The organism is Streptomyces sp. NPDC052721, from assembly GCF_040678315.1.
Classification (GTDB): Bacteria; Actinomycetota; Actinomycetes; order Streptomycetales; family Streptomycetaceae; genus Streptomyces.
This window is the reverse complement of sequence record NZ_JBFATL010000038.1, coordinates 41,382-65,030: the sequence shown is the minus strand read 5'-3', so window position 1 is coordinate 65,030 and position 23,649 is coordinate 41,382. Positions and strand designations below refer to the sequence as shown.

General features: G+C 73.2%; 20 protein-coding genes. 11 read left to right on the top strand and 9 right to left on the bottom strand.

All coding sequences use genetic code 11. From position 1 onward, the window contains the following. Positions 1-192: 192 nt before the first annotated feature. The 3 genes from AB0L21_RS29845 (at position 193) to AB0L21_RS29835 (ending at position 3,612) form a co-directional block, all read left to right on the top strand. On the top strand, positions 193-1,449 hold the full coding sequence (locus AB0L21_RS29845; RefSeq protein WP_365787548.1) for a PHB depolymerase family esterase: 1,257 nt from the start codon (positions 193-195) through the stop codon (positions 1,447-1,449). Between the two features lie 140 nt (positions 1,450-1,589). Further along, the gene (locus tag AB0L21_RS29840; protein ID WP_365702685.1) at positions 1,590-3,056 is read left to right on the top strand and encodes a 3-hydroxybutyrate oligomer hydrolase family protein; all 1,467 of its coding nucleotides are present in this window, start codon (positions 1,590-1,592) and stop codon (positions 3,054-3,056) included. 58 nt (positions 3,057-3,114) lie between these two features. Further along, positions 3,115-3,612, top strand: coding sequence for a hypothetical protein (locus tag AB0L21_RS29835; protein WP_365702687.1), 498 nt, complete (start codon positions 3,115-3,117; stop codon positions 3,610-3,612). 34 nt (positions 3,613-3,646) lie between these two features. Here AB0L21_RS29835 and AB0L21_RS29830 read toward each other — a convergent pair whose 3' ends face one another. Together AB0L21_RS29830 and AB0L21_RS29825 are read right to left on the bottom strand one after the other, a co-directional pair. After that, a complete protein-coding gene (locus AB0L21_RS29830; protein ID WP_365787546.1) occupies positions 3,647-5,617 on the bottom strand; it encodes an N-acetylmuramoyl-L-alanine amidase in 1,971 nt (656 codons plus the stop codon). Between the two features lie 264 nt (positions 5,618-5,881). Next, positions 5,882-7,027 carry an aminoglycoside phosphotransferase family protein gene (locus tag AB0L21_RS29825; RefSeq protein ID WP_365702692.1) on the bottom strand — a complete coding sequence of 382 codons (1,146 nt, stop codon included), beginning with the start codon at positions 7,025-7,027 and terminating at the stop codon, positions 5,882-5,884. A 344-nt stretch (positions 7,028-7,371) separates the two neighbouring features. Here AB0L21_RS29825 and AB0L21_RS29820 point away from each other — a divergent pair, with 344 nt between their 5' ends. Then, positions 7,372-8,868, top strand: a complete 1,497-nt coding sequence (locus tag AB0L21_RS29820; protein ID WP_365787544.1) for a hypothetical protein — start codon at positions 7,372-7,374, stop codon at positions 8,866-8,868. A gap of 46 nt (positions 8,869-8,914) precedes the next feature. On the opposite strand, the gene AB0L21_RS29815 is transcribed toward AB0L21_RS29820, so the two are convergent. Beyond that, entirely contained in the window at positions 8,915-10,345 is a 1,431-nt protein-coding gene (locus AB0L21_RS29815; RefSeq protein ID WP_365787542.1) for a SpoIIE family protein phosphatase, read from the bottom strand. Between the two features lie 347 nt (positions 10,346-10,692). Between AB0L21_RS29815 and AB0L21_RS29810 the strand changes: the two genes are divergently transcribed. After that, a complete protein-coding gene (locus AB0L21_RS29810) occupies positions 10,693-11,106 on the top strand; it encodes an SsgA family sporulation/cell division regulator (RefSeq protein ID WP_365702699.1) in 414 nt (137 codons plus the stop codon). 71 nt (positions 11,107-11,177) lie between these two features. On the opposite strand, the gene AB0L21_RS29805 is transcribed toward AB0L21_RS29810, so the two are convergent. After that, entirely contained in the window at positions 11,178-12,203 is a 1,026-nt protein-coding gene (locus tag AB0L21_RS29805; protein ID WP_365787540.1) for a Gfo/Idh/MocA family oxidoreductase, read from the bottom strand. A 66-nt stretch (positions 12,204-12,269) separates the two neighbouring features. Next, complete coding sequence (locus AB0L21_RS29800) at positions 12,270-13,364, bottom strand: chemotaxis protein (RefSeq protein ID WP_365702703.1); 1,095 nt, start codon at positions 13,362-13,364, stop codon at positions 12,270-12,272. 165 nt (positions 13,365-13,529) lie between these two features. Between AB0L21_RS29800 and AB0L21_RS29795 the strand changes: the two genes are divergently transcribed. Both AB0L21_RS29795 and asnB read left to right on the top strand, forming a co-directional pair. Next, complete coding sequence (locus AB0L21_RS29795) at positions 13,530-14,309, top strand: alpha/beta fold hydrolase (protein WP_365787539.1); 780 nt, start codon at positions 13,530-13,532, stop codon at positions 14,307-14,309. Between the two features lie 287 nt (positions 14,310-14,596). Further along, positions 14,597-16,438: an asparagine synthase (glutamine-hydrolyzing) gene (gene asnB / locus AB0L21_RS29790; protein WP_365787537.1), complete on the top strand. Its 1,842-nt coding sequence runs from the start codon at positions 14,597-14,599 to the stop codon at positions 16,436-16,438. On the opposite strand, the gene AB0L21_RS29785 is transcribed toward asnB, so the two are convergent. Beyond that, a complete protein-coding gene (locus tag AB0L21_RS29785; RefSeq protein WP_365702711.1) occupies positions 16,411-16,968 on the bottom strand; it encodes a DUF4232 domain-containing protein in 558 nt (185 codons plus the stop codon). The genes asnB and AB0L21_RS29785 overlap by 28 nt on opposite strands. Before the next feature lie 178 nt (positions 16,969-17,146). Further along, positions 17,147-18,751: an alpha/beta hydrolase gene (locus AB0L21_RS29780; protein WP_365787535.1), complete on the bottom strand. Its 1,605-nt coding sequence runs from the start codon at positions 18,749-18,751 to the stop codon at positions 17,147-17,149. 284 nt (positions 18,752-19,035) lie between these two features. Here AB0L21_RS29780 and AB0L21_RS29775 point away from each other — a divergent pair, with 284 nt between their 5' ends. Then, positions 19,036-19,737 (top strand): chaplin, encoded by a 702-nt coding sequence (locus AB0L21_RS29775; protein ID WP_365787533.1) that lies wholly within the window; start codon positions 19,036-19,038, stop codon positions 19,735-19,737. A gap of 413 nt (positions 19,738-20,150) precedes the next feature. Then, positions 20,151-21,005 (top strand): GNAT family N-acetyltransferase, encoded by an 855-nt coding sequence (locus AB0L21_RS29770; protein ID WP_365787531.1) that lies wholly within the window; start codon positions 20,151-20,153, stop codon positions 21,003-21,005. Positions 21,006-21,008: 3 nt separating this feature from the next. On the opposite strand, the gene AB0L21_RS29765 is transcribed toward AB0L21_RS29770, so the two are convergent. Beyond that, complete coding sequence (locus tag AB0L21_RS29765) at positions 21,009-21,500, bottom strand: nucleoside deaminase (RefSeq protein ID WP_365787529.1); 492 nt, start codon at positions 21,498-21,500, stop codon at positions 21,009-21,011. A 593-nt stretch (positions 21,501-22,093) separates the two neighbouring features. On the opposite strand from AB0L21_RS29765, the gene AB0L21_RS29760 reads away from it, so the two are divergent. Together AB0L21_RS29760 and AB0L21_RS29755 are read left to right on the top strand one after the other, a co-directional pair. Continuing rightward, entirely contained in the window at positions 22,094-22,330 is a 237-nt protein-coding gene (locus AB0L21_RS29760; protein WP_365787527.1) for a hypothetical protein, read from the top strand. A 73-nt stretch (positions 22,331-22,403) separates the two neighbouring features. After that, on the top strand, positions 22,404-23,180 hold the full coding sequence (locus tag AB0L21_RS29755) for a GNAT family N-acetyltransferase (protein WP_365702723.1): 777 nt from the start codon (positions 22,404-22,406) through the stop codon (positions 23,178-23,180). A 1-nt stretch (position 23,181) separates the two neighbouring features. Here the strand turns inward: AB0L21_RS29755 and AB0L21_RS29750 are convergent, their stop codons facing one another. After that, positions 23,182-23,448, bottom strand: coding sequence for a GlsB/YeaQ/YmgE family stress response membrane protein (locus AB0L21_RS29750; RefSeq protein WP_365787525.1), 267 nt, complete (start codon positions 23,446-23,448; stop codon positions 23,182-23,184). Positions 23,449-23,649: the final 201 nt, after the last annotated feature.

The following is a 23,649-nucleotide window of genomic DNA, read 5'->3' as shown; positions in this document are numbered from 1 at the left end:
AGACCGCACCGCGCTCCGCAATCCGTCCGATGCCGACGGACGCTCCGACCGCTGTGGTGCGCCGCGCCATGGTGCCCGGACACACCCGAACCTATGGTTCCGGCACTCCCGGCTGGTTCCGCCGCGCCCGGCGCGCCAGGCGCCGCCCCCGCGGGAGCGGCCGGGACCCGTGTGTCCACCGAAGGAGCCGCCATGCCACTGCCCCCGTTCAGCAGGGCACCCGGAGCCCCACCACGGGCCCGCCTGCTGCCTCGTCTCCTGCCCCGCCTTCTCGCCGTCCTCGCCGTCGTCCTCGGCACCGCGCTCGCCGGCCCCGCACCCCAGGCCCGCGCCGCCGTCACGCTCGCCCGGGTGAGCGACTTCGGCTCCAACCCGGGCGCCCTCACCATGTACGTGTACCGGCCCGCCACCCTGCCGGCCCACCCGCCGGTGGTCGTGGCCCTGCACGGCTGCACCCAGAGCGCCCAGGTCTACGCCGACAACTCCGGGCTGCCGCAACTCGCCGACCGCGACGGCTTCCTGCTGGTGCTCGCCGAGACCGGCACCGCCAACAACGCGAGCAAGTGCTTCAACTGGTTCCAGGCCGGCGACAACCGGCGCGGCCAGGGCGAGGCCCTGTCCGTCCGGCAGATGGCCGGCCACGCCGTCACCGCCTACGGCGCCGACCCGCAGCGCGTCTATGTCACCGGCCTGTCCGCCGGCGGCGCGATGACCGCGGTCATGCTCGCCGCCTACCCCGACGTGTTCTCGGCGGGCGCGGTCGTCGCCGGCCTGCCCTACGACTGCACCAGGGACAACAGCCCGTACACCTGCATGAACCCCGGCGTCGACCTGAGCCCGGCCGCGTGGGCCCAGCGCGTGCGGGACGCCTATCCGTCCTACGGCGGGCCATGGCCGCGCACGGCCATCTGGTACGGCGACCAGGACACCACCGTCGTACCGCGCAACGCCACCGAGCTGCGCGACCAGTGGACGGCCCTGCACGGCCTGTCCCAGACGCCCACGCGCACGACGACGATCGGGCCGGACGCCACCCGGCAGGACCAGTACCTGGCCGCCGACGGCACGGTCGCCGTCGAGGTCGACCGGGTCCCGGGCATCGGACACGGCACCCCGGTCGACCCGGGCACCGGCAGCGAACAGTGCGGAAGCACCGGAGCCCCGTACTTCCTCGACTCGATCTGTTCCAGCCGCTGGATCGCCCGGTTCTTCGGCCTGGACACCAGCGACCCGGGCGGCCCGGACCCTGACCCGGGCGGCGGCACCGCCGCCTGCTGGACGGCGAGCAACTACGCCCATGTACAGGCGGGACGGGCCACCACCAGCGGCGGCTACACCTACGCCAAGGGATCCCAGCAGAACATGGGTCTGTACAACACGTTCGTCACCCACACCCTGAAGGAGTCGCCCGCGGGCTACTTCACCCTCGCCGACAGCGGCTGCCCCTGACAGCCAGTCAGCGACCAAGAAGGGCCGCCATGGTGCCCGGCGCCGCCGAACGCGCCGTCATCATGGCGGCCCCACACATGTCCGGAACCCCCACACCGCCCCTAACCTCCAGCGCGTCCCCAACCCGCCGGAGGAACCACATGTGTCCCCACCCCACACCACCGCTCGACCGGCCCGGTCGGTCCGCCCGCCCCGGACGGCACACCCGGGCAGCCCGGCGCACCGCGCTGGGCGCGCTCTCGCTCGCCGCCGCCTGCTCCCTCCTGGTCACCCCCGCCACCGCGGCACCCGTCGGCCCGGGGCCGGCGGACGCCCACTGCGCGGGCCAGGCCCGGCTGCACGTCCCCGGCGCCGCCCGCCAGCAGGCCGCCTGCCTGGACGAGCTGACCACCGCCGGGACCGTCGCCACCGGCCACACCGACCCGGCCGACTACGCGGGCCTCACCCCCAAGGACCTGCCCACGCCCAGCGGCGTCCCCGGCATCCAGATCGACGGCTACTTCCCGGACACCTCCACCACCAACACCAACCACGGCTGGCACCACGACTCCCAGTTCGTCATCCGGCTGCCCGACCACTGGAACGGCGGCCTGGTGGTCGCCGGCACCCCGGGCAACCGCGAGCAGTACGCGAACGACCGGGCCATCGCCGACTGGGTGCTCACCCGTGGCTACGCCTACGCCGCCACCGACAAGGGCAACACCGGCACGGCCTTCCACCGCGACGGCCGCCGCCCCGGCGACGCCATCGCCGAATGGAACACCCGCCTCACCCAGCTCACCCGCGCCGCCCGCACGGTCGTCACCCAGCGCTACCACCGGCTCCCGGCCCGCACCCTCGCCACCGGCATGTCCAACGGCGGCTACCTGGTGCGCTGGCAGCTGGAGCACCACCCCGAGCTGTACGACGGCGGAGTCGACTGGGAGGGCACCCTCTGGCGCACCGACGGCCCCAACCTGCTCACGTTCCTGCCGGCCGCGCTGCGCCACTACCCCGACTACGCCGCGGGCGGCCCCGGCGCCGCCGAGGCCGAGGCGGCACTGCACCGGGCCGGCTTCCCGGCCGGCTCCGAGTTCCTGTGGCCGTACCACCACCAGGTCTACTGGGACCTCACCCAGCGGATCTACCGGGAGGAACTCGACCCCGGCTACGACGGCGACACCGAGGCGGGCACCCCGTACTGCGCCTCCGGCACCCCCGCCTGCGACGCCGACTACGCCTACGCCGACCGGCCCGCCGCCGTCCACCGGGCGGTCGACCGCATCGCTCTGACCGGACGCATCGGCAAGCCCTTGATCACCCTCCAGGGCACCCTCGACGTGCTGCTGCCGATCAGCCAGGACTCCGACGTCTACGCGCGCATGGTCCACCAGGCCGGCCGCGGCTCCCTGCTGCGCTACTACCGCATCGAGGACGGCACCCACACCGACTCGCTCGCCGACGCCTTCCCCGGCCGGCTCCGCCCGATGGTGCCCTGCCACCGCTCCGCCTTCACGGCCCTGGAACGCTGGCTCGCCGGAGCCGGCCGCCCGCCCGCCGACCGCACCGTCGCCCGCCCGGCCGGCGCGGACCCGGCGACCCTGCTCACCAGCTGCCCCCTGCGCTAGCCGATCTCCCGGGCGCCCACAGGTCACCCACCGGAGCCCGGACACGTACCATGGCCGCATGTCGTTCCTCCGCCGCCGCAGCGCGACCCCCGCCGGACCCGACTTCGACGTGCTGGCCATGGACCCGGGCGACTGGCCGGGCAACCTCGGCGCGGGCCTGCTGCCCGCCCCCGACGGCACCTGCCAGGGCGTCTTCCTGCGTTACGACCTGTTCGGCGGACGCGGCCCCGCCATGATCATCGGCAACCTCCCCGAGGGCTCCCCGGCCCGCGACGTCACCGAGGGGGAGATCCCCTTCGAGGTGGGGCAGCTGCTGCTGGCGCTGGAGAACGACGAGGAGGTCACCGTCGTCGGTGTGGAGGACACCCCGGTGCTCCAGGGAGACAACCTCCTCATCGTGCGGCGGCTGAAGCTCTCCGAGAGCCGGATCTCCTGCGTCCAGTTCGATCGCAGCGACGGCGTCCTCGTCACCATCGCCGCCTGGGACCGCCCGATCACCGACGACCTGTACGCCCTGCTGAAGCCGCTCCCGGCGGAGCTTTTCCAGCAGGGCTGAGAGCAGGGACGGGCGCCGGGGTGAGACACCCCGGCTAGTGCGCCGCCCCTTCGAGCGTCACGTCCGCCGCACGGACGAACCCGACCCGGTGGCCGTACTGGATCTCGTAGTACAGGTCCTTGCCCGCCACGACCCGGTGCGAGCCGGGGGTGAAGGTGACCGCGTAGTAGTACTCGCCCGGCACCTCGTCACCGACCACGTACGTCTGCCCGGCCGGGATCGTGTAGGGCAGCGGCACCACCGACTGGGCGGGGACGCCCGCCGGGTAGGCCTCCTTCTCCGGGTAGGCGCGGCCGTACACCGGGATGCTCGCCAGGCCGTCCCTCGGCCTCACCACGAGGCCCTTCGCCGGTACGGCCGTCGGGTCCTCGACCGGGTTCCGGAACCAGGCCTTCTGCCCCAGGTACCAGATGGCCGTCCAGTCGCCCCAGCGGTCGGCCACCGCGTACTGCTGCCCGGTGGAGACCCGCGAGGACAGATCGTTCACCCCGTCGGTCGGGTCCGTCTTCAGGCCGATGTCCCTGACCAGCGGGGCGGTCGCGTCATGGTCGGTGTACAGCCGCACCTCGCTGGAGCCGTGCGCCGCGCACGGCTCGCCCTTGGTGGTGCAGCCGGTGTACACGGGCCGGTTCGAGGTGTAGTCCGGCAGGATCGTCACCACTGCGGCGTGCCGGCCGGCCGTGGGCCGGAACGGGTGGCCGAGCAGCTGGAAGTAGTGCCGCCAGTCCCAGTACGGGCCGGGGTCCGTGTGCATCCCCGGGACGGTGGACGCGGTCGGACCGGGTACGTTGTCGTGGCCCAGGATGTGCTGCCGGTCCAGCGGGACGTCGTACGTCCGGGCCAGGTACCGCACCAGCCGCGCCGAGGACCGGTACATCGCCTCCGTGTACCAGGCGTCCGGCGAGGCGAGGAAGCCCTCGTGCTCGATGCCGATCGACTTGGCGTTGACGTACCAGTTGCCGGCGTGCCAGGCCACGTCCTTGCCCTTGACATGCTGGGCGATCAGACCGTCGGTGGAGCGGATCGTGTAGTTCCAGGACACATAGGTGGGGTCCTGGATGAGGTTCATGACCCCCTCCCAGGCACCCTCCGTGTCATGGATGACGATGTACCTGACGCTCTGTGACGCCGGGCGGTCGCCGAGGTCGTGGTTGCCGTAGTCGTTGTCCCCGAACTCCTCGTACGGTGCTGGGACCGACACACAGGACACCGACTTCGGGCACTCGGTGCCGTCCGTGGACAGCGTGCGCAGTCCGGTCCGCTCCAGCTGACCGGTGTCGGCGGTCAGCCCCGGCCGGGCGGTCAGGGCCACCAGCTGGCCGTCGTCCGTGACGCGCTCCTCGCCGGTGCGCAGCACGTCGTACACGTCGTCGGCGTACGCGGCGGCGGTCGCCCGGTCGTCGGCGCCGGAGAACCGCGCCACCGCGCCGTACCAGTCGGCCGGGTCGGCGCTCAGCGGCTCGCCCAGCTCCTTCTGCGCGGCGGCGAGCAGGGCGGCGCCGCCCGCGACGTTCGCCGCCGGGTCGGTACGCAGTTCCTCGGCGGGGATGCCGGTCAGCTCCGCGGCCCTCGGCAGCGTCTTCAGGCGGGCCGGGACCGCCGGCTCCGCAGGCACCTCGACGGCGGGGTGGAACGCGGCACGGGCGCTGTCGCCCCGGGCGTCCTCCGTCCCCTCGGCGAAGTGCTCCGCGGTGGCGAGTGCCGTCCGGGCGTCGGTGAGGTGCATCGGGCCGTAGCCGCCGGTCACGCTCGGCGCGCCGCCGTGCGCGTCCCAGCGGGACTGGAGATAGGACACGGCCAGCAGAACGCTCTGCGGCACGTGGTAGTCGGCCGCCGCGGTGGCGAACGCGTCCTGCAGCCGGTGCGTGGCGGTGTCCGCGGCGGTGGGGGCCGGCGCGGCGCCGAGCAGGGGCAGCAGCAGGGCCGCGGAGGCGAGCGGGACGGCGGTCCGCCGCAGACGTCTGTGGCCGGGTGTGGACGTGGGGTCGGTGGCGGATCGTCGCAATGCGGCCTCCTGTGACGGGCGGGGCGTGGTGGGGCGTACGGCGCAGAGCTGGGTCAGTGGTACCGGCTTGCCGACGATCCGTCAATGATGCCTTCGGGATGGCGATTTCCCATGTCACAGAGGGTTTCCGGCGAGTTTCGCGGCGGCGGCGCGCGGGCCTGCGGGGCGTCACTGGCATACACCAGTGGATCTCGAAGTCCGGGCACGTGTACCAAGGTCCGCGGTACGCCGCCGCTCAGGGCGCACCGCGGACCTTCCTACACGTCAGCGCGTACCCACAGCCGCGCGGACGGCCTTGCGGGCCATCTGGCAGTCGTCGTGCAACCGCCTGAGCAGCAGCCGCTGTTCCTCGCCGGACGGCGTGGCACCCGGGTGGGCCGTGACCGGTGCCGCCGGGGCCGTGTCGTGCATCGAACGCTGCACGGCCGTCTCGTACGTACGGATCTCCCGGGTCAGCAGGAGCATCAGGTTCACCAGGAAGGCGTCCCGGGAGGCCGGGCCCGCCGACTGGGCGATCTGGCTGATCTGCCGCCGGGCCACCGGCGCTTCCCCGAGGACCAGCCACAGCGTCGCCAGGTCGTACCCCGGCAGATACCAGCCCGCGTGCTCCCAGTCCACCAGCACTGGACCGGCCGGTGACAGCAGGATGTTCGACAGCAGGGCGTCGCCGTGGCAGAACTGGAGCATGCCGTGCCGGCCCACCTCATGGGCGATGCCGTGCAGCAGCTTCTGCAGGTCGCCGAGGTCCCGGTCGGTGAGCAGACCCAGCTCGTGGTACCGGGAGATCCGGGCCGCGTAGTCCAGCGGCATGTCGAAGGTGCCCGCCGCGGGCCGCCAGGCGTTCACCCGGCAGATCGCGCCGAGCGCGGCCCGGATGTCCGCGCGCGGCGGGGCCTCCATCGGATGCCGCTGGAACGCCGCCGTCCGGCCCGGCGTCCGCTCGATCACCAGCGTGCAGTTGTCCGGGTCCGCCGCGATCAGCCTCGGCACCCGGACCGGTGGCCGGTGCCGGACGAACGAGCGGTATGCGGCTATTTCCTGGCGGCTCCGCTCCGCCCAGGCCGGCGAGTGGTCCAGGAGGCACTTGGCGACGGCGGTGCTGCGCCCTGTCGTCCCGACGAGGAGGACGGACCGTCCGCTGCGCCGCAGGATCTGCACCGGGGCGAACTCCGGGCAGATCCGGTGCACCGAGGCGAGCGCGGTGCGTAGCTGCGCGCCCTGGGGACCGGACAAGTCCAGCCTTCCGCTGAGCGGTTGGGTCCCGGGCTGGCCCGGGAGCCGCCGGGTCCGGCCCGCGACCGGTACGGGACCGGCCGCACGCGGCGCCGGGTCGAGGTAGGGCCCGCCGCCCGCCGGGCGGGGGCGCAGCGGCCGGGGCGGGGCGGACACGGAGGACGATGCTGCGTACATGGGAGAAACAGATCCCTTCGTGTGCCTGCGGTGCCTGCCTGTACATCCGCGTCCCGAACTCATGCTCAGGTTCCGTGCCCCGTGAGCGTGGTTCCGGGAGCGTGCGCCCACCCGGCCCGGCCGTCCGGGTACACCCTGGGGAATGTGCCCGTCGTTGCCCGCCGTGCTCGGCCGTATACGGCCGTCATATGCGGGTGGCGACCGGGTCGGGGTGGCGCGTTCCTACCTGACACCCGATGGCCGGTGGCACACCATCTGGCGGACCCTGGCGAACCGTGGCGAATAGTCGCCCGGCAACCTCCACCGGGCTACTGTCAACTCAGCCGAGAACCTGGGGGCTTGACGTGAGCGGACAACCCAACACCCGCCTTGCGGACCTGTTCGGCCTGGCCGGCTGGTCGAAGGGCGAACTCGCGAGGCTGGTCAACCGGCAGGCGGCGGCCATGGGCCACCCCCAGCTGGCGACCGACACCTCCCGGGTGCGGCGGTGGATCGACATGGGAGAGATCCCGCGCGATCCGGTGCCGCGGGTGCTGGCGGCCCTGTTCACCGAGCGTCTCGGCCGTGTCGTGACCATCGAGGACCTAGGTCTGGTGCGGCACGGGCGTACGGGGAAACGGCAGAGCGACGGGATCGAGGAACATCCCGACGGTGTGCCGTGGGCGCCCGAACGGACCGCCGCGGTCCTCACCGAATTCACGGGAATGGACCTCATGCTCAACCGACGCGGCTTGGTGGGCGCGGGTGCAGCGCTCGCCGCGGGATCCACACTCAGCAGCTCCATGCGCGACTGGCTGCACACCGACCCGGCCCTGAAGGCCGATGCCCCTGTCCTCGACGACCCCCTGCACGCCGACCCCGCCGGGTTCGACCGCTACGAGGCCGCCCCCATCGGGTCCCAGGAGATCGAGGAGCTGGAGCGCTCGGTCGAGGTGTTCCGCGCCTGGGACGCGGCCCGTGGCGGCGGGCTGCAGCGCAAGGCGGTCGTGGGCCAGCTCAACGAGGTGGGCGGCATGCTCGCCTACCACCATCCACCCCATCTCCAGCGGCGCCTGTGGGGCGTCGCGGCCAACCTCGCCGTCCTCGCGGGCTGGATGTCGCACGACGTCGGCCTGGAGCCCACGGCGCAGAAGTACTTCGTCATCGCCGCCCACGCCGCCAGAGAGGGCGGTGACCGGCCGCGCGCGGGTGAGGCGCTGTCCCGGGCGGCCCGGCAGATGGTGCACCTCGGCCGGCCGGACGACGCCCTGGACCTGATGAAGCTCGCCCAGTCGGGCGCCGGGGACCGCCTGCAGCCACGGACGAAGGCGATGTTCCACACGATCGAGGCCTGGGCGCAGGCGTCGATGGGCAAGGGCCAGGCGATGCGCCGCACGCTCGGGCAGGCGGAGGACCTCTTCGTCTCCGACCGGCAGGACGTGGAACCGCCGGACTGGATGCAGACCTTCAAGGACGAGGATCTGTACGGCATGCAGGCGCTCGCGTACCGCACGCTGGCGGAGTTCGACCCGGGCGCGGCCGCGCCCGCCCAGTACTACGCGGAGAAGGCCCTCGCCCTGCGCGTCGACGGGCGGGAGCGGTCGAAGATCTTCGACCATCTGTCCATGGCGTCGGCCTGCTTCATCGCCGACGATCCCGAACAGGCCGACCGCTACGCCCGGCTGGCCCTGATGTCGATGGGCTCGAACTCCTCCCGGCGTACCTGGGACCGGCTGCGACAGATGTACCGGCTGACCGCGGAGTACGCCGGATATCCGAAGATCCATGAGCTGCGGGAGGAGATCAGGCTCGCCCTGCCCAAGCCGAGGGCCAAGGGGAACGGCAACAGCGCACAGGCATAGGGGGCCTGTGCCTGCCCGACCCGGAGGGTCGCTCATGTGGTGACCGTCAGGTCGTGACCCTGGCGACGAGCACGCACGCGTCGTCCTCGCGCCCGGCTCCCCCGAACTCCTCGACGACCGTTCGCACACAGTCCTGCGCGGTGCGCGCCGCGCCGAACCGTGGGGCGAGGCCGAGAAGCCGGTCCACAGCCGCCGTCCTGCTGTGGCCCGACATCAGCCCGTCGGTGTGCAGGAGGAGCAGGTCGCCCGGTCGCAGGGTGACGACGGACTGTCCGTAGACGGCGCCCGAGGAGGCGCCGAGGAGGACGCCGTCCGGTGTGTTCAGCACGCGCCCCGTCCCGTCGCGGTACAGCAGCGGGGCGGGGTGTCCTGCCTGCGCCCAGACCAGCGTGCGGGTCTCGGGCTGGTAGCGGCAGCAGACGGCGCTGCCGAGGGCGGGTTGCACCGTGGTGTCGAGTAACTGGTTGAGCAGGGTGAGCAGTTGACCGGGCTCCGTGCCGGCCATCGCCATCCCGCGTACGGCGCCGAGCAGCGTGGCCATGCCGGAGGCGACGGCGACGCCCTGTCCGGTGAGGTCGCCGACGCTGAGCAGGGTCCGGCCGTCGGTCAGTTCCAGGGCGTCGTACCAGTCGCCGCCGAGCAGCGTGGCCGTCGCGGCCGGGAGGCGGTGGGCCGCCAGGTCCAGCGTGCCCGGCCCCTGGCGCGGGAGCCGCAGGGAGCCGCGCCATGGCGGCAGCACGGCTTCCTGCAGCTCTGCCGCGATCCGGTGCTCGGTCTGCTCCTGCCGGCGGTGGCGGTGCAGCGAGTCACGGGTCTCGTGTACCGTCCGCTGGCTGCGGCGCAGTTCGCTGACGTCGCGCAGCACGGCCCACATGGAGGTCGTGCCGCCGTCGGCGCCGAGCACCGGCTCGCCCATCATGTGCACGGTCCGCACGGAGCCGTCGGGCCGTACGACACGGAACTCGCCGTCGATCGGCTTGGCGTCGACCAGGCAGTCCGTGACCATCGCGGTGAGTTTCGGCCGGTCCTCGTCCAGGACCAGGCTGGGCAGCTCGTCCAGGGTGAGGGCGGGACGGGCCGCGTCGAGGCCGAGGATCTGGTACAGCTCGCCGGACCAGGTGGCCTCGTCCGTCAGCAGATTCCACTCGGCGCTGCCGACGCGGCAGAGCAGCGAGCCGCTCGGGGCGGCGGTCGGCGCCGGCCGTCCGGCGGGCGGCGCCGCGGGCTCGGCCGGGGCGGGCGGCGGACCGTCCCGCAGCTGGGCCAAGTGGGCGTCCAGGTCGTCCAGTTGGTGCAGGGCGAGGTCGTACAGGGCGCGCTGCCAGCGTTCCTCGGGGTCCGCACCGTCGCTCCGGGTGTCCCGCCGTACGGCGTTCACGTCGCCCTTGAGTCGCCGCGCCTGCGTGATCAGCGCCTCGACCGAGCCGCGCCCGGGTGGCTGGGCGGCTGGGCGGTCCGCGGAGACTGGGGACGGCATGACGCACTCCGATGCGGGACGGTACGACGGGGACGACGGGGGACCGCTACGACTGTCGCACAGCCCGCGACGCCCTGTAAGGGATTTGGCAACACACGATACGGTGGTGCTTCCGGCATATGCCAGAGTCTTCCCGGAGCGACCCGCGGGTACGAATGACGTACGTGCCAGGGTGATCAAGTCGTAGCGCCGGTACGCGAGTTGAGCGAGTCGGCGCCGTCCGGACGCGGCGTTCAAGCGCGTGTTCGACGTTTCTCTGTTCCATGGCGGCGCGGAGCGGCCGGTACCTGCCGAACTCTGACCGGAATTGGCGGCATGCGACAGGGCTGCGCTGACTCCTTAAGAGCATGGACATCACCGTCGAACAGCTCGCCGAGGCCCGGCTCATCACCGCCCAGGACCAGGAGGTCCCGGTGTCCGCCACTCTTCGGTACACCGCCGCCGACCCCCTCGCCGTGTTCGTGGACTTCCCGGCCGAGGCCGCGCTGCACGGCGAGGAGGTCACCTGGACCTTCGCGCGCACCCTTCTCGACCAGGGGCTGCGGGCCCCCGCCGGCCACGGGGACGTGCAGATATGGCCGTACGGCCGTACCCGGACGGTCGTGGAGTTCCACTCACCGCACGGCATGGCCCTGCTGCTGTTCCCGGCGTCGTCGCTGCGGCGTTTCCTGGTGCGCACGTACGAGGTGGTGCCGAGCGGGCAGGAGGACGTGGCCGGCGTGGTGGAGCGGGGGCTGAGCGCGCTGTTCGGCGGGGTGTGAGGCGGTGACACCCTGAGCGGCGGCCGTTCGGTCGTCAACCAGCCGGACGGCGCCGGCCCGCGCCGCCGGCGTCAGCGGCTCGCGGTGACGTACAAGTCCGGACGCGGGGCCAGGTCGACGGCCACCCGGCCTCCCGTCTCCAGCGCCCGGACCCCCGCCTCGGCGACGACGGACGCCGCGTAGCCGTCCCACACGTCCGGCCCGGTGACCTCGCCGCGCCGGGTCGCGTCGACCCACGCCTGCAGCTCACGGTCGTAGGCGTCGGCGAAGCGGACGAGATAGTCCTGCGCCACCTCTTTCCGGGCGCCGCCCCGGGTGGTCACCACCATGGTGTGCTCGTCGCCGATCTGGGCGCTGCCCGCCTCGCACACGGCCTCGCAGCGCACCTGGTAGCCGAAGCCGCTGTTCACGAAGACCTCCACGTCCACCAGGGCGCCCCGCTCGGTCTCGAACAGCACGAACTGCGGGTCGAGCAGGCCCTCGGGCGCACCCGAGGACGGCGTGGGCCGCAGCACGGTGACCGCGGTCAGCTCCTGCCCGAGCAGCCAGCGGGCCGCGTCGATCTCGTGCGAGACAGAACTGTTGATCAGCATGGCGCTGGTGAAGCCGGCGGGGGAGGAGACGTTGCGGTGCGTGCAGTGCAGCATCAGGGGCCGGCCCAGGCTGCCCCCGTCCAGCAGCGCCTTCAGCCGCCGGTACTCGGCGTCGTAGCGGCGCATGAAGCCGATCTGCGCCAGCCGGCGGCCGAGCGCCGCCTCGGCCTCCACGACCCGCAGGGCACCGGCGGAGTCCGGCACCATGGGCTTCTCGCACAGCACCGGCAGCCGGTGGGCGAAGGCGGCGAGCAGCGCCTCCTCGTGCGCGGGGCCGGGGGAGGCGATCAGGACGGCCGCCACACCGGGCGCGTCGAGCGCGGCCACCGGGTCCGTGTGCACGCTGACCCCGGCGAGCCCGGCCACCGCTGACGCGGCCCGCTCGGCATCGGGGTCGGCCACCGCTGCGACCCTGGCTCCGCTGACCACCTGGTCGAGCCGTCGTATGTGATCGGCCCCCATGTGTCCGGCACCCAGTACCGCCACACCCAGCGGGTCACCCATGTGTGCGCTCCCTTACGCCGACGATCACGCCGTAGCGTACGCCGACGCAAGGGCGGGCCCTCAGGGTCAGTACCGCAGCACTCCCGCGATGCCGTGGGCGTCGCCCAGCGTGCCGTCGGGCACGAAGCGCACCTCGGCACCCGTCTCCAGGCACTGCTCGACGATCTCGTCCACGATGTCGTCGCGGGCGTCCAGGTCGCCGGGTTCGGCCGGCATCAGATGCTCGCCGAGATCGCGGACGGTGGCCCGGAAGTTCTCCTCCACGGCCAGCAGCCGGACCCGGCCCTCGCGGGCGCTCTGCCACAGCTCGTCCAGCCCGGCCGCGTACGTCCGGTGACCGCGCGCCGAGGTCAGCTCCTTGACCACGGCCGTGGTGTCCTTGCGGGACTCCTCCGCCAGCACCGGGCGCAGCGCCTGCCAGACCGCGTCGGGGCCGGCGTGCCCGAGGCCGCCGTGCGGGACGTGGACCGCGGACTTGGCGACGCTGCCGACCTCGTCCAGCAGAGAGAGTGCCGCCTGCTCGCCCATGACGTAGAGCGGCCGGGGCTCTTCGCGCAGGACCGTGCCCATGGCGGTGTCCGCCTCGCGCAGGAACTGGCGGGTGCCCTCGTCGCGGAAGGTGCTCGGCAGATCGCCGATCCGCATCTGGCGCTCGGCGTCGAAGTTCTCCCGTCGGCGTTCCAGCGGGAAGCCGCCCAGATGGTCCTCCACGACCCGGTCCGGGCCGCCGCTCCACAGAGTGACGCGGTCCGCGGAGACGGACAGCACCCAGTAGGGCCGCTCGGCGGTGTGCGCGGCGACCAGGTTGCGGGTGAGGAAGGTGTCGGACAGCACCACCCGCTCGGGGACGGGCCGGGCCAGGGACCAGACCTGGTGCTCACCCGGCGCGGCGAAGATCACCAGGCCGTCCTCGGCATGCGTCAGGTCGACTTCCGCTAGGGCGCGGTCGAGCTGTGCCACGACGTCGGCGCGCCGTTCGCGGGTGACGGCGGGGTCGGACTCCAGGCGTCTGCGCGCCTCGGTCAGCGCGTTGCGCAGCCGGACCGGATCCTGGCCGCTTCCGCGTTCCCGACGGTGCGTCGGGGTCAGCACGGAGACTGCCGGATAGGGGCGCGGGCGCCGCAGTTCGGCGAGGGTCGCGGGACTCAGTGCGTGCTCCATGACACGACGATAGGGCGGATTCACCTTTACGGCATTCGGGGTAATCCGGGCCTCGTGCCTCGGCTGACCGCCGCTGGAATTCCCGGCGGACGGCGGTGACGCGGTCCCCGAGGCCGATTACCGTACTCGTCAGTAACCGGACCGTGCCACACCCAGGAGGCCTTCATGCCGCAGCTCGACGTCGACGGAGCGACGCTGACGTACGACGACGAGGGTCCGCGCGACGCGGCGGAGGTGCCCGTGGTGTTCGTGCACGGCTGGACCGCGAACCGGCACCGCTGGGACCACCAGATGGCGCACTTCTCCGCGCGGCGCCGGGCGATCCGGCTGGATCTGCGCGGGCACGGCGAGAGCACGGGCGCCGGGGTGCGGACCATCGCCGAGCTGGCCCGGGACGTCGTCGCGCTCCTCGACCACCTCGGCGTGCAGCGGTGCGCGCTGGTCGGCCACTCGATGGGCGGGATGATCGCGCAGACCGTCGCCCTCGCGCACCCCGCGCGGCTGGAGCGGATGGTGCTGGTCAACTCCATCGGCCGGATGACCTACAGCCGCGGCCGGGGCCTGCTGATGGCGGCCTCCACCCTGGTGCCGTTCCGGCTGTTCGTGGCCGCCAACATCCGGCGCGCCTTCGCGCCGGGCCATCCGCGTGAGGAGATCCGGGCGCACATCCGCGCCTCCGCCGCCACCCCGCGCGAGGTCGTCATGACGCTCTACGGCGCGATGCGGGCCTTCGACGTCCTGGACCGGGCCGGCCAGATCGCCGTGCCGACCCTGATGGTGCACGGCTACCACGACGTCCAGCTGCCGGTGCGGCAGATGCTCCGGCTGGCCAAGGCCTGCCCCGACGCGGTCGTCCGCGTCCTGGACGCGGGCCATGAACTGCCGGTGGAGAAGCCGGCCGAACTGACCGGGGCGCTGGACTCGTTTCTGACCGCGAAGCCGTAGCGGGGGCGTCCCGCTCGGGCCGCTTGAGGAAGTTTTTGCCTGTGGCCGGTTCGTTTCGCCCCGCGTCCGGTGGCGGGCCTGTCCGCCGATTTCGCTGAGGCAGAACGCGGCCGAAACCATGGGGTGGACGCCCGGGCGGTGTTACAGCCGCGTTGACTCGGCGGACCGCCTGACGGACGCTCGTCATATAGATGCTCGGTACAACTGGTTTGCCGGGGCGACCGTCCGTGACCATGAAGGCGCAGGTCAACGGGGGCCGACGGGCAGCCGGAGGCAGGAGGTAGCGCATGTGCGGCATCACCGGATGGGTCTCCTTCGACCGTGACCTGACGGCCGAGGCGACCACATTGCATGCGATGACCGAGACGATGGCCTGCCGGGGCCCGGACGACCGCGGCACCTGGGCCGAGGGCCCCGCCGCTCTGGGACACCGCCGGCTCGCCATCATCGACCTCCCCGGCGGCCGTCAGCCGATGTCCCTGCCGACCCCCGAGGGCACCGTCGCCCTCGTCTACTCCGGGGAGACCTACAACTTCACCGAGCTGCGCCGGGAACTCACGGACCGCGGCCACCGGTTCACCACCGACTCCGACACCGAGGTCGTGCTGCGCGGCTACCTGGAGTGGGGCGACGCCGTCGCCGAACGGCTCAACGGCATGTACGCGTTCGCCGTGTGGGACGGCCGCCAGGACAAGCTGGTCATGATCCGCGACCGCATGGGCATCAAGCCGTTCTACTACCAGCCCACCGCCGACGGCGTCCTGTTCGGCTCCGAACCCAAGGCGATCCTCGCCAACCCCCTGATCCGGCCCCGCGTCACGCTGGACGGCCTGCGCGAGCTGTTCGTCATGATCAAGACGCCGGGTCACGCCTTCTGGGACGGCATGCGCGAGGTGGAGCCCAGCACGGTCGTCACCGTCGACCGCTCCGGCCTGTCCACCCGCGTGTACTGGCGCCTGGAGACCCGCCCGCACACCGACGACCGCGACACCACCATCGCCACCGTGCGCTCGCTCCTCGACGACATCGTGCGCCGCCAGCTGGTCGCCGACGTGCCGCGCTGCACCCTGCTCTCCGGCGGGCTCGACTCCTCCGCCATGACGGCGCTGGCCGCCCGCCAACTCGCCGCCGAGGGCCAGAAGGTGCGCAGCTTCGCCGTCGACTTCGTCGGCCAGGCCGACAACTTCGTCGCCGACGAACTGCGCGGCACCCCCGACACGCCCTTCGTGCACGACGTGGCCAGGCTCGCCGGCACCGACCATCAGGACATCGTGCTCGACTCCGAAGCCCTCGCCGACCCCGCCGTGCGCGCCCAGGTCATCCGGGCCCGTGACCTGCCGTCGGGCCTCGGCGACATGGACAGCTCGCTGCTGCTGCTCTTCCGCGCCATCCGGGAGAAGTCCACGGTGGCCCTGTCCGGCGAGTCCGCCGACGAGGTCTTCGGCGGCTACCTGCAGTTCTTCGACGAGCAGGCGCGCCGCGCCGACACCTTCCCGTGGCTGACGACCATGGGCCGCCACTTCGGCGAGGACGCCGGCGTGCTGCGCGCCGACCTCGCCAAGTCCCTGGACCTGGAAAGCTATGTCGCAGACGGCTACCGCACCGCCGTCGCCGGCATCGACCGGCTGGACGGCGAGAGCGACTTCGAGTACCGGATGCGGCAGATCAGCCACCTGCACCTGACCCGCTTCGTGCGCATGCTGCTCGACCGCAAGGACCGCATGAGCATGGCCGTCGGACTGGAGGTCCGGGTGCCGTTCTGCGACCACCGGCTGGTCGAGTACGTCTACAACGCGCCCTGGGCCCTGAAGTCCTTCGACGGCCGGGAGAAGAGCCTGCTGAGGGAGGCGGCGGCGGACGTCCTGCCGCACTCGGTGTACGAGCGCGTCAAGAGCCCGTACCCGTCCACGCAGGACCCCCGCTACGCCCGCGCCCTCCAGGAGCAGACCAAGGACCTGCTCGCCCGGCCCTCCCACCCCGTCTTCGACCTCGTCGACCGGGACCGGGTCCGGCAGGCCGCCGAACGCGAAGCGCCGGTCAGCACCCAGGCGGCGCGGCGCGGCCTGGAACGCACCCTGGACCTCGCGGGGTGGCTGGACCTCTACTCGCCCGAGCTGGTGCTCGACTGAGCCGATCGGCCGAGCCCGATGGCGCGGTCCGCGGCCGCCGCCGAGCGCTGCCACCACGTGGTCACCGGCTCCCAGACGAGCACCCGGCGCCCGGTGCCGAGCCGCCCCGCGGTGAAGGAGTGGCCCCAGTGCGCGGCCGACGCCGCCACCCCGACCCCCACCACCCGGCGGGCCTCCGGGTCCGCCGGGTCGGCGATGGTCCGCACGTCGGCGTAGGCCGTGCCGCCCGCCGCGAGCCGGTAGGTGCCCGTGCCGCCCTCCGGTACCGGCAGCGCGGCCCCGTCCAGATCCCCGAAGGTCACCGTGGGCACCCGGTCGACGACACACGCGCGTGTGCCGCGGTTGGTGACGCTGGTGCGCAGCACGGTCGGGTGGCCGGTCACGGCCTTCGCCCGGATCGTCAGCGCCTTCTCGGCGCAGCGGGCGGGCCGGTCCTGGCCGGTGGCGGCCTGGCTCTGCGGCGCGGTCACCAGCAGAGCCGCCACGGCGGCCGAGGCGGCGGGTACGGCGATGGCGGCGCGAATGCGCATGACGGGCTCCCTGTCAGGGTCACGTACGGGATACGGCGGGATACGGCGGCCTGGCGCGCCTTGTCGAGTGGGACGGCCGGCGTGGCCGGGAGGTTGCCCCGGTGCGCGGCATTCACCCGGATGCGCCACATCCGGCACCGCCGGCGCGAAGGGAGACCGGCGGCCCCGGCGTGCGCCCCTAGCCGGTGCTGTCCGAGGTGACACTCTGGCGGGTCGCGTCGGCCGGGCACGAGCTGCCGCTCGCGGGCAGCGAGCCGTACAGCAGGAAGTCGTTGACCTTGCGGTGTACACACATGGAGGACGAGTACCCGGTGTGGCCCTCACCCTTGTTGTCGAGCACCACTGCCGACGGGCCGAGCCGGTGTGCCGTCTCCATGGTCCACCGGTACGGCGTCGCCGGATCGCCGCGCGTGCCCACGAGCAGCATCTTCTCCGAGCGGACGTTCTTCACCCGGTCGCGGATGAAGTCGGTGCCCTTGGGCCGGCCGTAGCACAGCAGCAGCTGGGTGAGCCGGTAGCGGCCGAAGACCGGCGAGGCCTGGTCGTAGGCGGCCCGCAGGTCCTTCAGGTCCTTGGTGAGCCGTGCCGCGGTGGGGCGGTCGGGGTCGTCCGCGCAGTTGATCGCCATCAGCGCCGCCGGCAGGTTGTCCGCCGGGACGTCCTGGGCGTCGACCAGCCCGCCGTCCGTCCGGTGCCGCTCGCGGGGCAGGCCGATGCCGCCCGTGGCGAAGGCCAGGACGCGCCGGGTGTCGCCGTCCTCGACCAGCGAGGCCAGGGCCCGCTCCAGCGAGGGCCACAGCTCCCTGCTGTACAGGGCCTGTCCGATGGCGCCCACCAGGTCCTGGCCGGAGAAGGAGCCGCCGAAGCCCGTGGGCACCGGGTTCTCGTCGAGCGAGCGCACCAGCCGGACCACTGCGTCCCCTGCCGTGCGCCGGTCCTGTCCGAACGGACAGCCGAGATCCGTCGTACACCAGTCCAGGAAGTCGTCCAGCGCCGTCTGCTGCCCCTCGGCCCCCGCCACCCCCTGCTCGGCCAGCGACTCGGTCAGCGTGTCCACGCCGTCGAGGACGACCCGGCCGACCTTGCCGGGGAACTGCGCCGCGTACACCGCGCCGAGCCGGGTGCCGTAGGAGAAGCCGAGGTAGTTGAGCCGGTCGTCGCCGAGCGCCTGGCGGACGACGTCCAGGTCGCGGGAGGCGTTCACGGTACCGATGTGGGGCAGCACCGGGCCGGAGAACCGCGCGCACTGGTCGGCGGCCTGCCGCAACCGCTTGAGCAGCATCTGCGGACGGCTGATGTCGGTGTCCTTCTCCGTCACGGCCGAGGCCACGTCGCTGCCCTCGCCGCAGCTGACGGGGGAAGACCGGCCGACCCCACGCGGGTCGAAGGTGACCACGTCATAGCCCTTGGTGAGGTCCATGAACTGCTTGCCCTCGGTGGCCAGCGCGGGGAGGCCGGCGCCGCCCGGGCCGCCGAAGTTCAGCAGCACCGAGCCCCGGGACGTCCCGCTGGCGCGGTAGCGGGCCAGCGCCACGTCGAGCGTTCCGGCGCGTGGCCGCGCGTAGTCGAGCGGGACGGTGACCTTCGCGCACTGGAGGTCCTTCGGCATGTCCGTCCCCTGACAGGCGGCCCAGGTGAGCTTCTGCCGGTAGAACCGGGACAGGTCGGGCTGCGGCTGGTCGGCGGCAGCCGCGGGCAGCCCGGCTCCGAGCAGCGCGAGAGCGAGGGCCGAGGCACCCGCGCAGCGCCGGACGGCGGGCCGTGTGGACAGCTTGGCCAGCATCGTTCGCCTCCCGGGGCGCCCGCCGCGGACCGGGGACGGCGCCCTCGGATCAGGTTAAGCGGGCCCCGGACGGCCCGCCTCCGGGCGAGCGGGGCGGCTCCCGCCGGTGTACGCTGCGCGCCCTTCACGCCCTGTTGCTGATCTTTCAGCGGCTTTACATGCAGTTCGATAACCGTGCCGCTCGATGGGGTGAAAGACCGATTAGCCATAACTCCGATTGGTCCGACTCCGTTCTAGGTGGTGCGGGTGAGTGCTCGCGATGATGTCTGGAAGGCAGGGAACCTATGAGACGGGCTACCCGAAACGGTGTGATCGCCGTCGCCGCCGCGTCCGGCGCGCTGGCCGTGGCGCTGCCGGCGTCCGCCGCCTTCGCGGCGGGCGGGTCCGACGCCCACGGTTCGGCGGCCGGCTCGCCCGGGCTGGTCTCCGGCAACGGCATCCAGCTGCCGGTGCATGCGCCGGTGAACGTCTGCGGCAACACGGTGGACGTCGTGGGACTGCTCAACCCGGCCGCGGGCAACGTGTGCGCGAACACCGGCGGCGGTCAGAGCGGCGACACCGGGAACAACGGCGGCACGGGGGAGGACGGGGCATCGGCCGCGTCCGGTGGGGCCTCCGCCCACGGCGACGCCGAGGACTCGCCCGGGGTCCTCTCGGGCAACGGCATCCAGATCCCCGTCGACGTGCCGGTCAACGTCAGCGGGAACAGCGTCGACGTCGTCGGCATCGGCAACCCGGCCCACGGCAACCAGTCGGTCAACGGACCCGGCGACGAGCCGACCCGACCCCCGCGGACCCCGGCCCCGACGCCCCGGGCCCCGAAGCCGCCGGCCCCCGTCCGGTCGCACCCCGCCCCGCACCCGGCGACCTCCACGCTGGCCCACACGGGAGCGGACGTGACGACCCCGGCCGTCGCCAGCAGCGCCGCGCTCCTCCTCACCGGCGCGATCCTCTACCGCCGCTTCCGCCCGGGCCGCTCCCACTGACCCGCCCCTCGCACGGCCCCACCGGACGCCGGCCCGGGCGGGGCCGTGCGCGGTGTCATCGGACACCGGCCCGCCGCGGCGGGCCGGTGTCGGGGACTGGCGCAAACGCTGCCGGTGACCACGACCCGGCCATGACGTGTGCCCATCACCCGATGCCGCACGCCCCGCCGAGCAGCCGACGGCACCGCGACCCCGGTCCGGCCGATCCCCGCGTCCCCAGGTCCCCTCCCACCAGGTCGCCGGCGCCCCGTAGCCAAGCATCCCCCAACTCCCTCGCCCCGCAGACGGAGCCCAGCCGCATCGGCCGAACTCCCCATGGCGCGGCCCCCGTTGATCCGCAAGGATGCTGTCGGCGGACCGGCGGACGGCCGTGCCGTGCGGCAGCCCCGCCTCGACGGAAACGGAGCGCATCGATGACCTCTGCGACCCCCCACGACCTCGTCGTCACGCAGGCCACCCTCGACGACTGGCCGGTGATCAGCGGATGGGCGGCCGCGGAGGGCTGGAATCCCGGGCTGTCCGACGGGCCCGCCTTCTTCGCGCAGGATCCCGAAGGGTTCTTCCTCGGCCGGATCGAGGGGGAGCCGGTGTCGGCCATCTCCGTCGTCAACCACGGCCCCGACTACGCCTTCCTCGGCTGCTACCTGGTCCGCCCCGACCTGCGCGGCCAGGGACACGGGCTCACCACGTGGAAGACCGCGCTGGCCCACGCCGGGAACCGGACCGTCGGCCTGGACGGAGTCGTCGCCCAGCAGCACAACTACCGTCAGTCCGGCTTCCGTTCCGCCTACCGCACCATCCGCTTCACCGGCACCGCCCCCGAGAGCGGCACGCCCACCGGCGTCCGCCCCGCCGGGCCCGCCGACCTGGCCGCGCTCACCGCCTACGACAGCGCCTGCCACCCCGCCGACCGCCCCCGCTTCGTCGCCGAGTGGCTCAGCACGCCCGGCCACCGTGCCGTCGTCCGTGAGGACGGCGGTCGCCCCACCGGCTACGGCGTGCTCCGTCCCGGCCACGACACCCTGCGCATCGGCCCCCTCTTCGCGGACACCGCCGACGACGCCCGCGCCCTGTTCGCCGCCCTCACCGCCGAGGCGGCCGGCAACGAGGTGGCGATCGACGTCCCCGAGCCCAACGCGGCCGGCGTCGCCCTCGCCGAAGAGGCGGGCCTGCGCCCCTCGTTCGAGACCGCCCGCATGTACACGGGTCCGGTGCGCGCGTACGCCCGGGAGCGGGTGTTCGGCGTCACCACGCTCGAACTCGGCTGATCCTCAGGCGATGTCGGTGTGCCCGGTGTGGCAGCGGCGGTGCAGCTCCCGCACCTCGTCCACCAGTTCCGGCACCGGCCCGTCCACGGACACACCGGGCGCGATGTCCCGCACGGGCAGCGTGCGCACCGGTGGCGCGGGTACGCCCAACTCGGCAAGGAGGCCGGAGAGCTGGGCGGAGGAGAGGATGTACACGATCCGGCCGAGCCCGACCCAGGCGTGCGCCGCCGCGCACATCGGACAGTGCTCGCCGGAGGTGTAGACGGTCGCCGCCGCCCGCTCCTCGGGCGTCAGGTGCGCGGCCGACCAGCGGGCCAGCTCGAACTCGGGGTGCCGGGTGCGGTCCCCGTCCGCCACCCGGTTGCGGTCCTCCGCCAGCACGGTCCCGTCCCCGGCCACGAGCACCGACCCGAAGGGCTCGTCACCGGCTTCCAGCGCCTCTGCCGCCAGCTCCACACAGCGGCGCAGATACCGCAGCTCACTGTCCCGTAGCATCGGCCCACCTCCTCACGGCATGATCTCCGGCGGGGCAGGCCAAGGCCACCGCGGCCGACCCGGCCAGTGCGTTTTGCCACGGGTTCGCTGACCGGCGGTCTGGCGCTGGACGCGGCGGGCGCCGGGGCGCCGCCCTGGACCGCGCTGCCGCCCGGTCCTGCCGGCGGATGCCCGCGTTGTACCCCGTGGTCTGCAACGAGGCCGCCACATCGGCGTCGGCCGGCCCGGGCCGAGGCCCAGCACCAGCAGCACGGCCGCGACCGGGCCGAGGGCCGTGAGCAGCGTGGGGCGTGGCTTCCGGTCGGCCAGCACACCGGTGAGCCGGATACCGGCCACCGTGGCGGACCCGACCACCGCGAGCCCCAGGCCCGTACGGCCGTACCGCGCATGTGCGGCGAACGGGGCGACGTTGCGCCCGTGCGGCGGCTCGCCCGGGAAGCCGGCACCCGCAGCCGTACCCGGCCCACGAGCGGCACGGCGAGCACGGCGAGCGTACCGAGCACGGCTCGCCGGCCCACCGCGGCGGCCAGTGCGGTACCGGCGGGCACGCCCAGCGCCAGGGCCGGCGTGATCCGCAGTCCGCGGTCGCGCGGGTGGGGCAGATCCGCGGCCTGCTGGACTCCGGCCTGACCACCGAGATGAACCGTGTGATCCTGCCGTACCTCTGCGGCCCGGGTCGTCTCGTGCCGGCTCCCGAGGACGTGCCGGCGAAGACGGCCGCCCTGCTCCGGGGGCACATCGACCGCGTCCAGGCCCGCACCGACTGCCTGGCCCGCGACCGCGACCGCCTCGCCGCCTCCCTGGCGGCGGTACGGCCGGACGGCGGCTGACGGCCTGTCGCATCCTCGGGCTCTGCCCGTCAAATCCTTTGTGTCTGCCCGGTCGGCGTGCTGAAGTGAGGCCATGGATCATGCCTCAGTGCTCGCTGTGTACGACCGGGACCTGCGCGAGGGTGCCCGGCCCGACGGACCCGGGGCCCGGATCGAGCGGGCCGGTGGGGTGGTGCGTCAGGTCGCGGACGCCCACGGCTGGAACGGCGTGCTCTGGTCCGGCCTGGACGCGGCGGACGCGGACCGGGCCGTCCGCGACCAGATCGCCTACTTCAGCGGTCTGGGCCTGGATTTCGAGTGGAAGCTCTACGCCCATGACGAGCCGGCCGATCTCGGTGACCGGCTGCTCGCCGCCGGATTCCGGGCCGAGCCCGCGGAGACGCTGATGGTGGCCGAGGTGGCCGGGCTCCCGCTGGACGCCGCGCCGCCGGCCGGCGTCCGCTTCGTCGAGGCCGCCGATCCGGCCGGCGTCGACCTCGTCGTGGCCGTGCATGAGCGGGTCTTCGGGACGGACGGCAGCGGGCTGCGGCACCAGTTGCTGGCCCGCCTGGCCGCCGACCCCGGCACGGTCGTCGCCGTGGCCGCCCTCGCCGGCGCCGAACCTGTCGCCGCCGCCCGCATGGAGCTGGTGCCCGGCACCCGGTTCGCCGGGCTGTGGGGCGGCGGCACGGTCGCGGCCTGGCGGGGCCGGGGCATCTACCGCGCCCTGATCGCCCACCGCGTCCGCGTCGCCGCCGCCCAGGGCTACCGCTACGTCTACGTCGACGCCTCGTCCATGAGCCGACCGATCCTGGCGCGTCTCGGCTTCCACGCGCTGAGCACCACGACGCCCTACGTCTACGAGAACTGACTCAGCGCCGGGCCCGGCCGCCCCGGTCCAGTGCGGCCACCCCGACGGCCGCCAGGGCTATCTGGATGAGCCACTCGATCCAGTCGGGCCCCTTCGTGTCGGCGACCCCCAGCCCGGCGGCGATCGCCGATCCCAGCAGCGCGGCCACGATGCCGACGACGATGGTCCACAGGACCCCGATGTGCTGCCGTCCGGGGACGACCAGCCGCCCCAGTACACCGATGACGAGGCCGATGACGATGGCGCTGATGATGCCTGAGATCTCCATGGCCGACCCTCCTTGACGGTTTTGTTGGCGGTCCCCGCTGAGGTGGCATGTGCCCGCTGTAAGCGGAGCCACTCCGTTCCGGTTGCCCCCGGAAGCCTCTGTTCATTGGCCCTTCATGCCATGTACCTTTCAACCGATTGACGCGTGTAGAAGCCTCAAGCGGGTTCTCCACGCGCAGACTTGGCGCCCGCACGCCCTCTT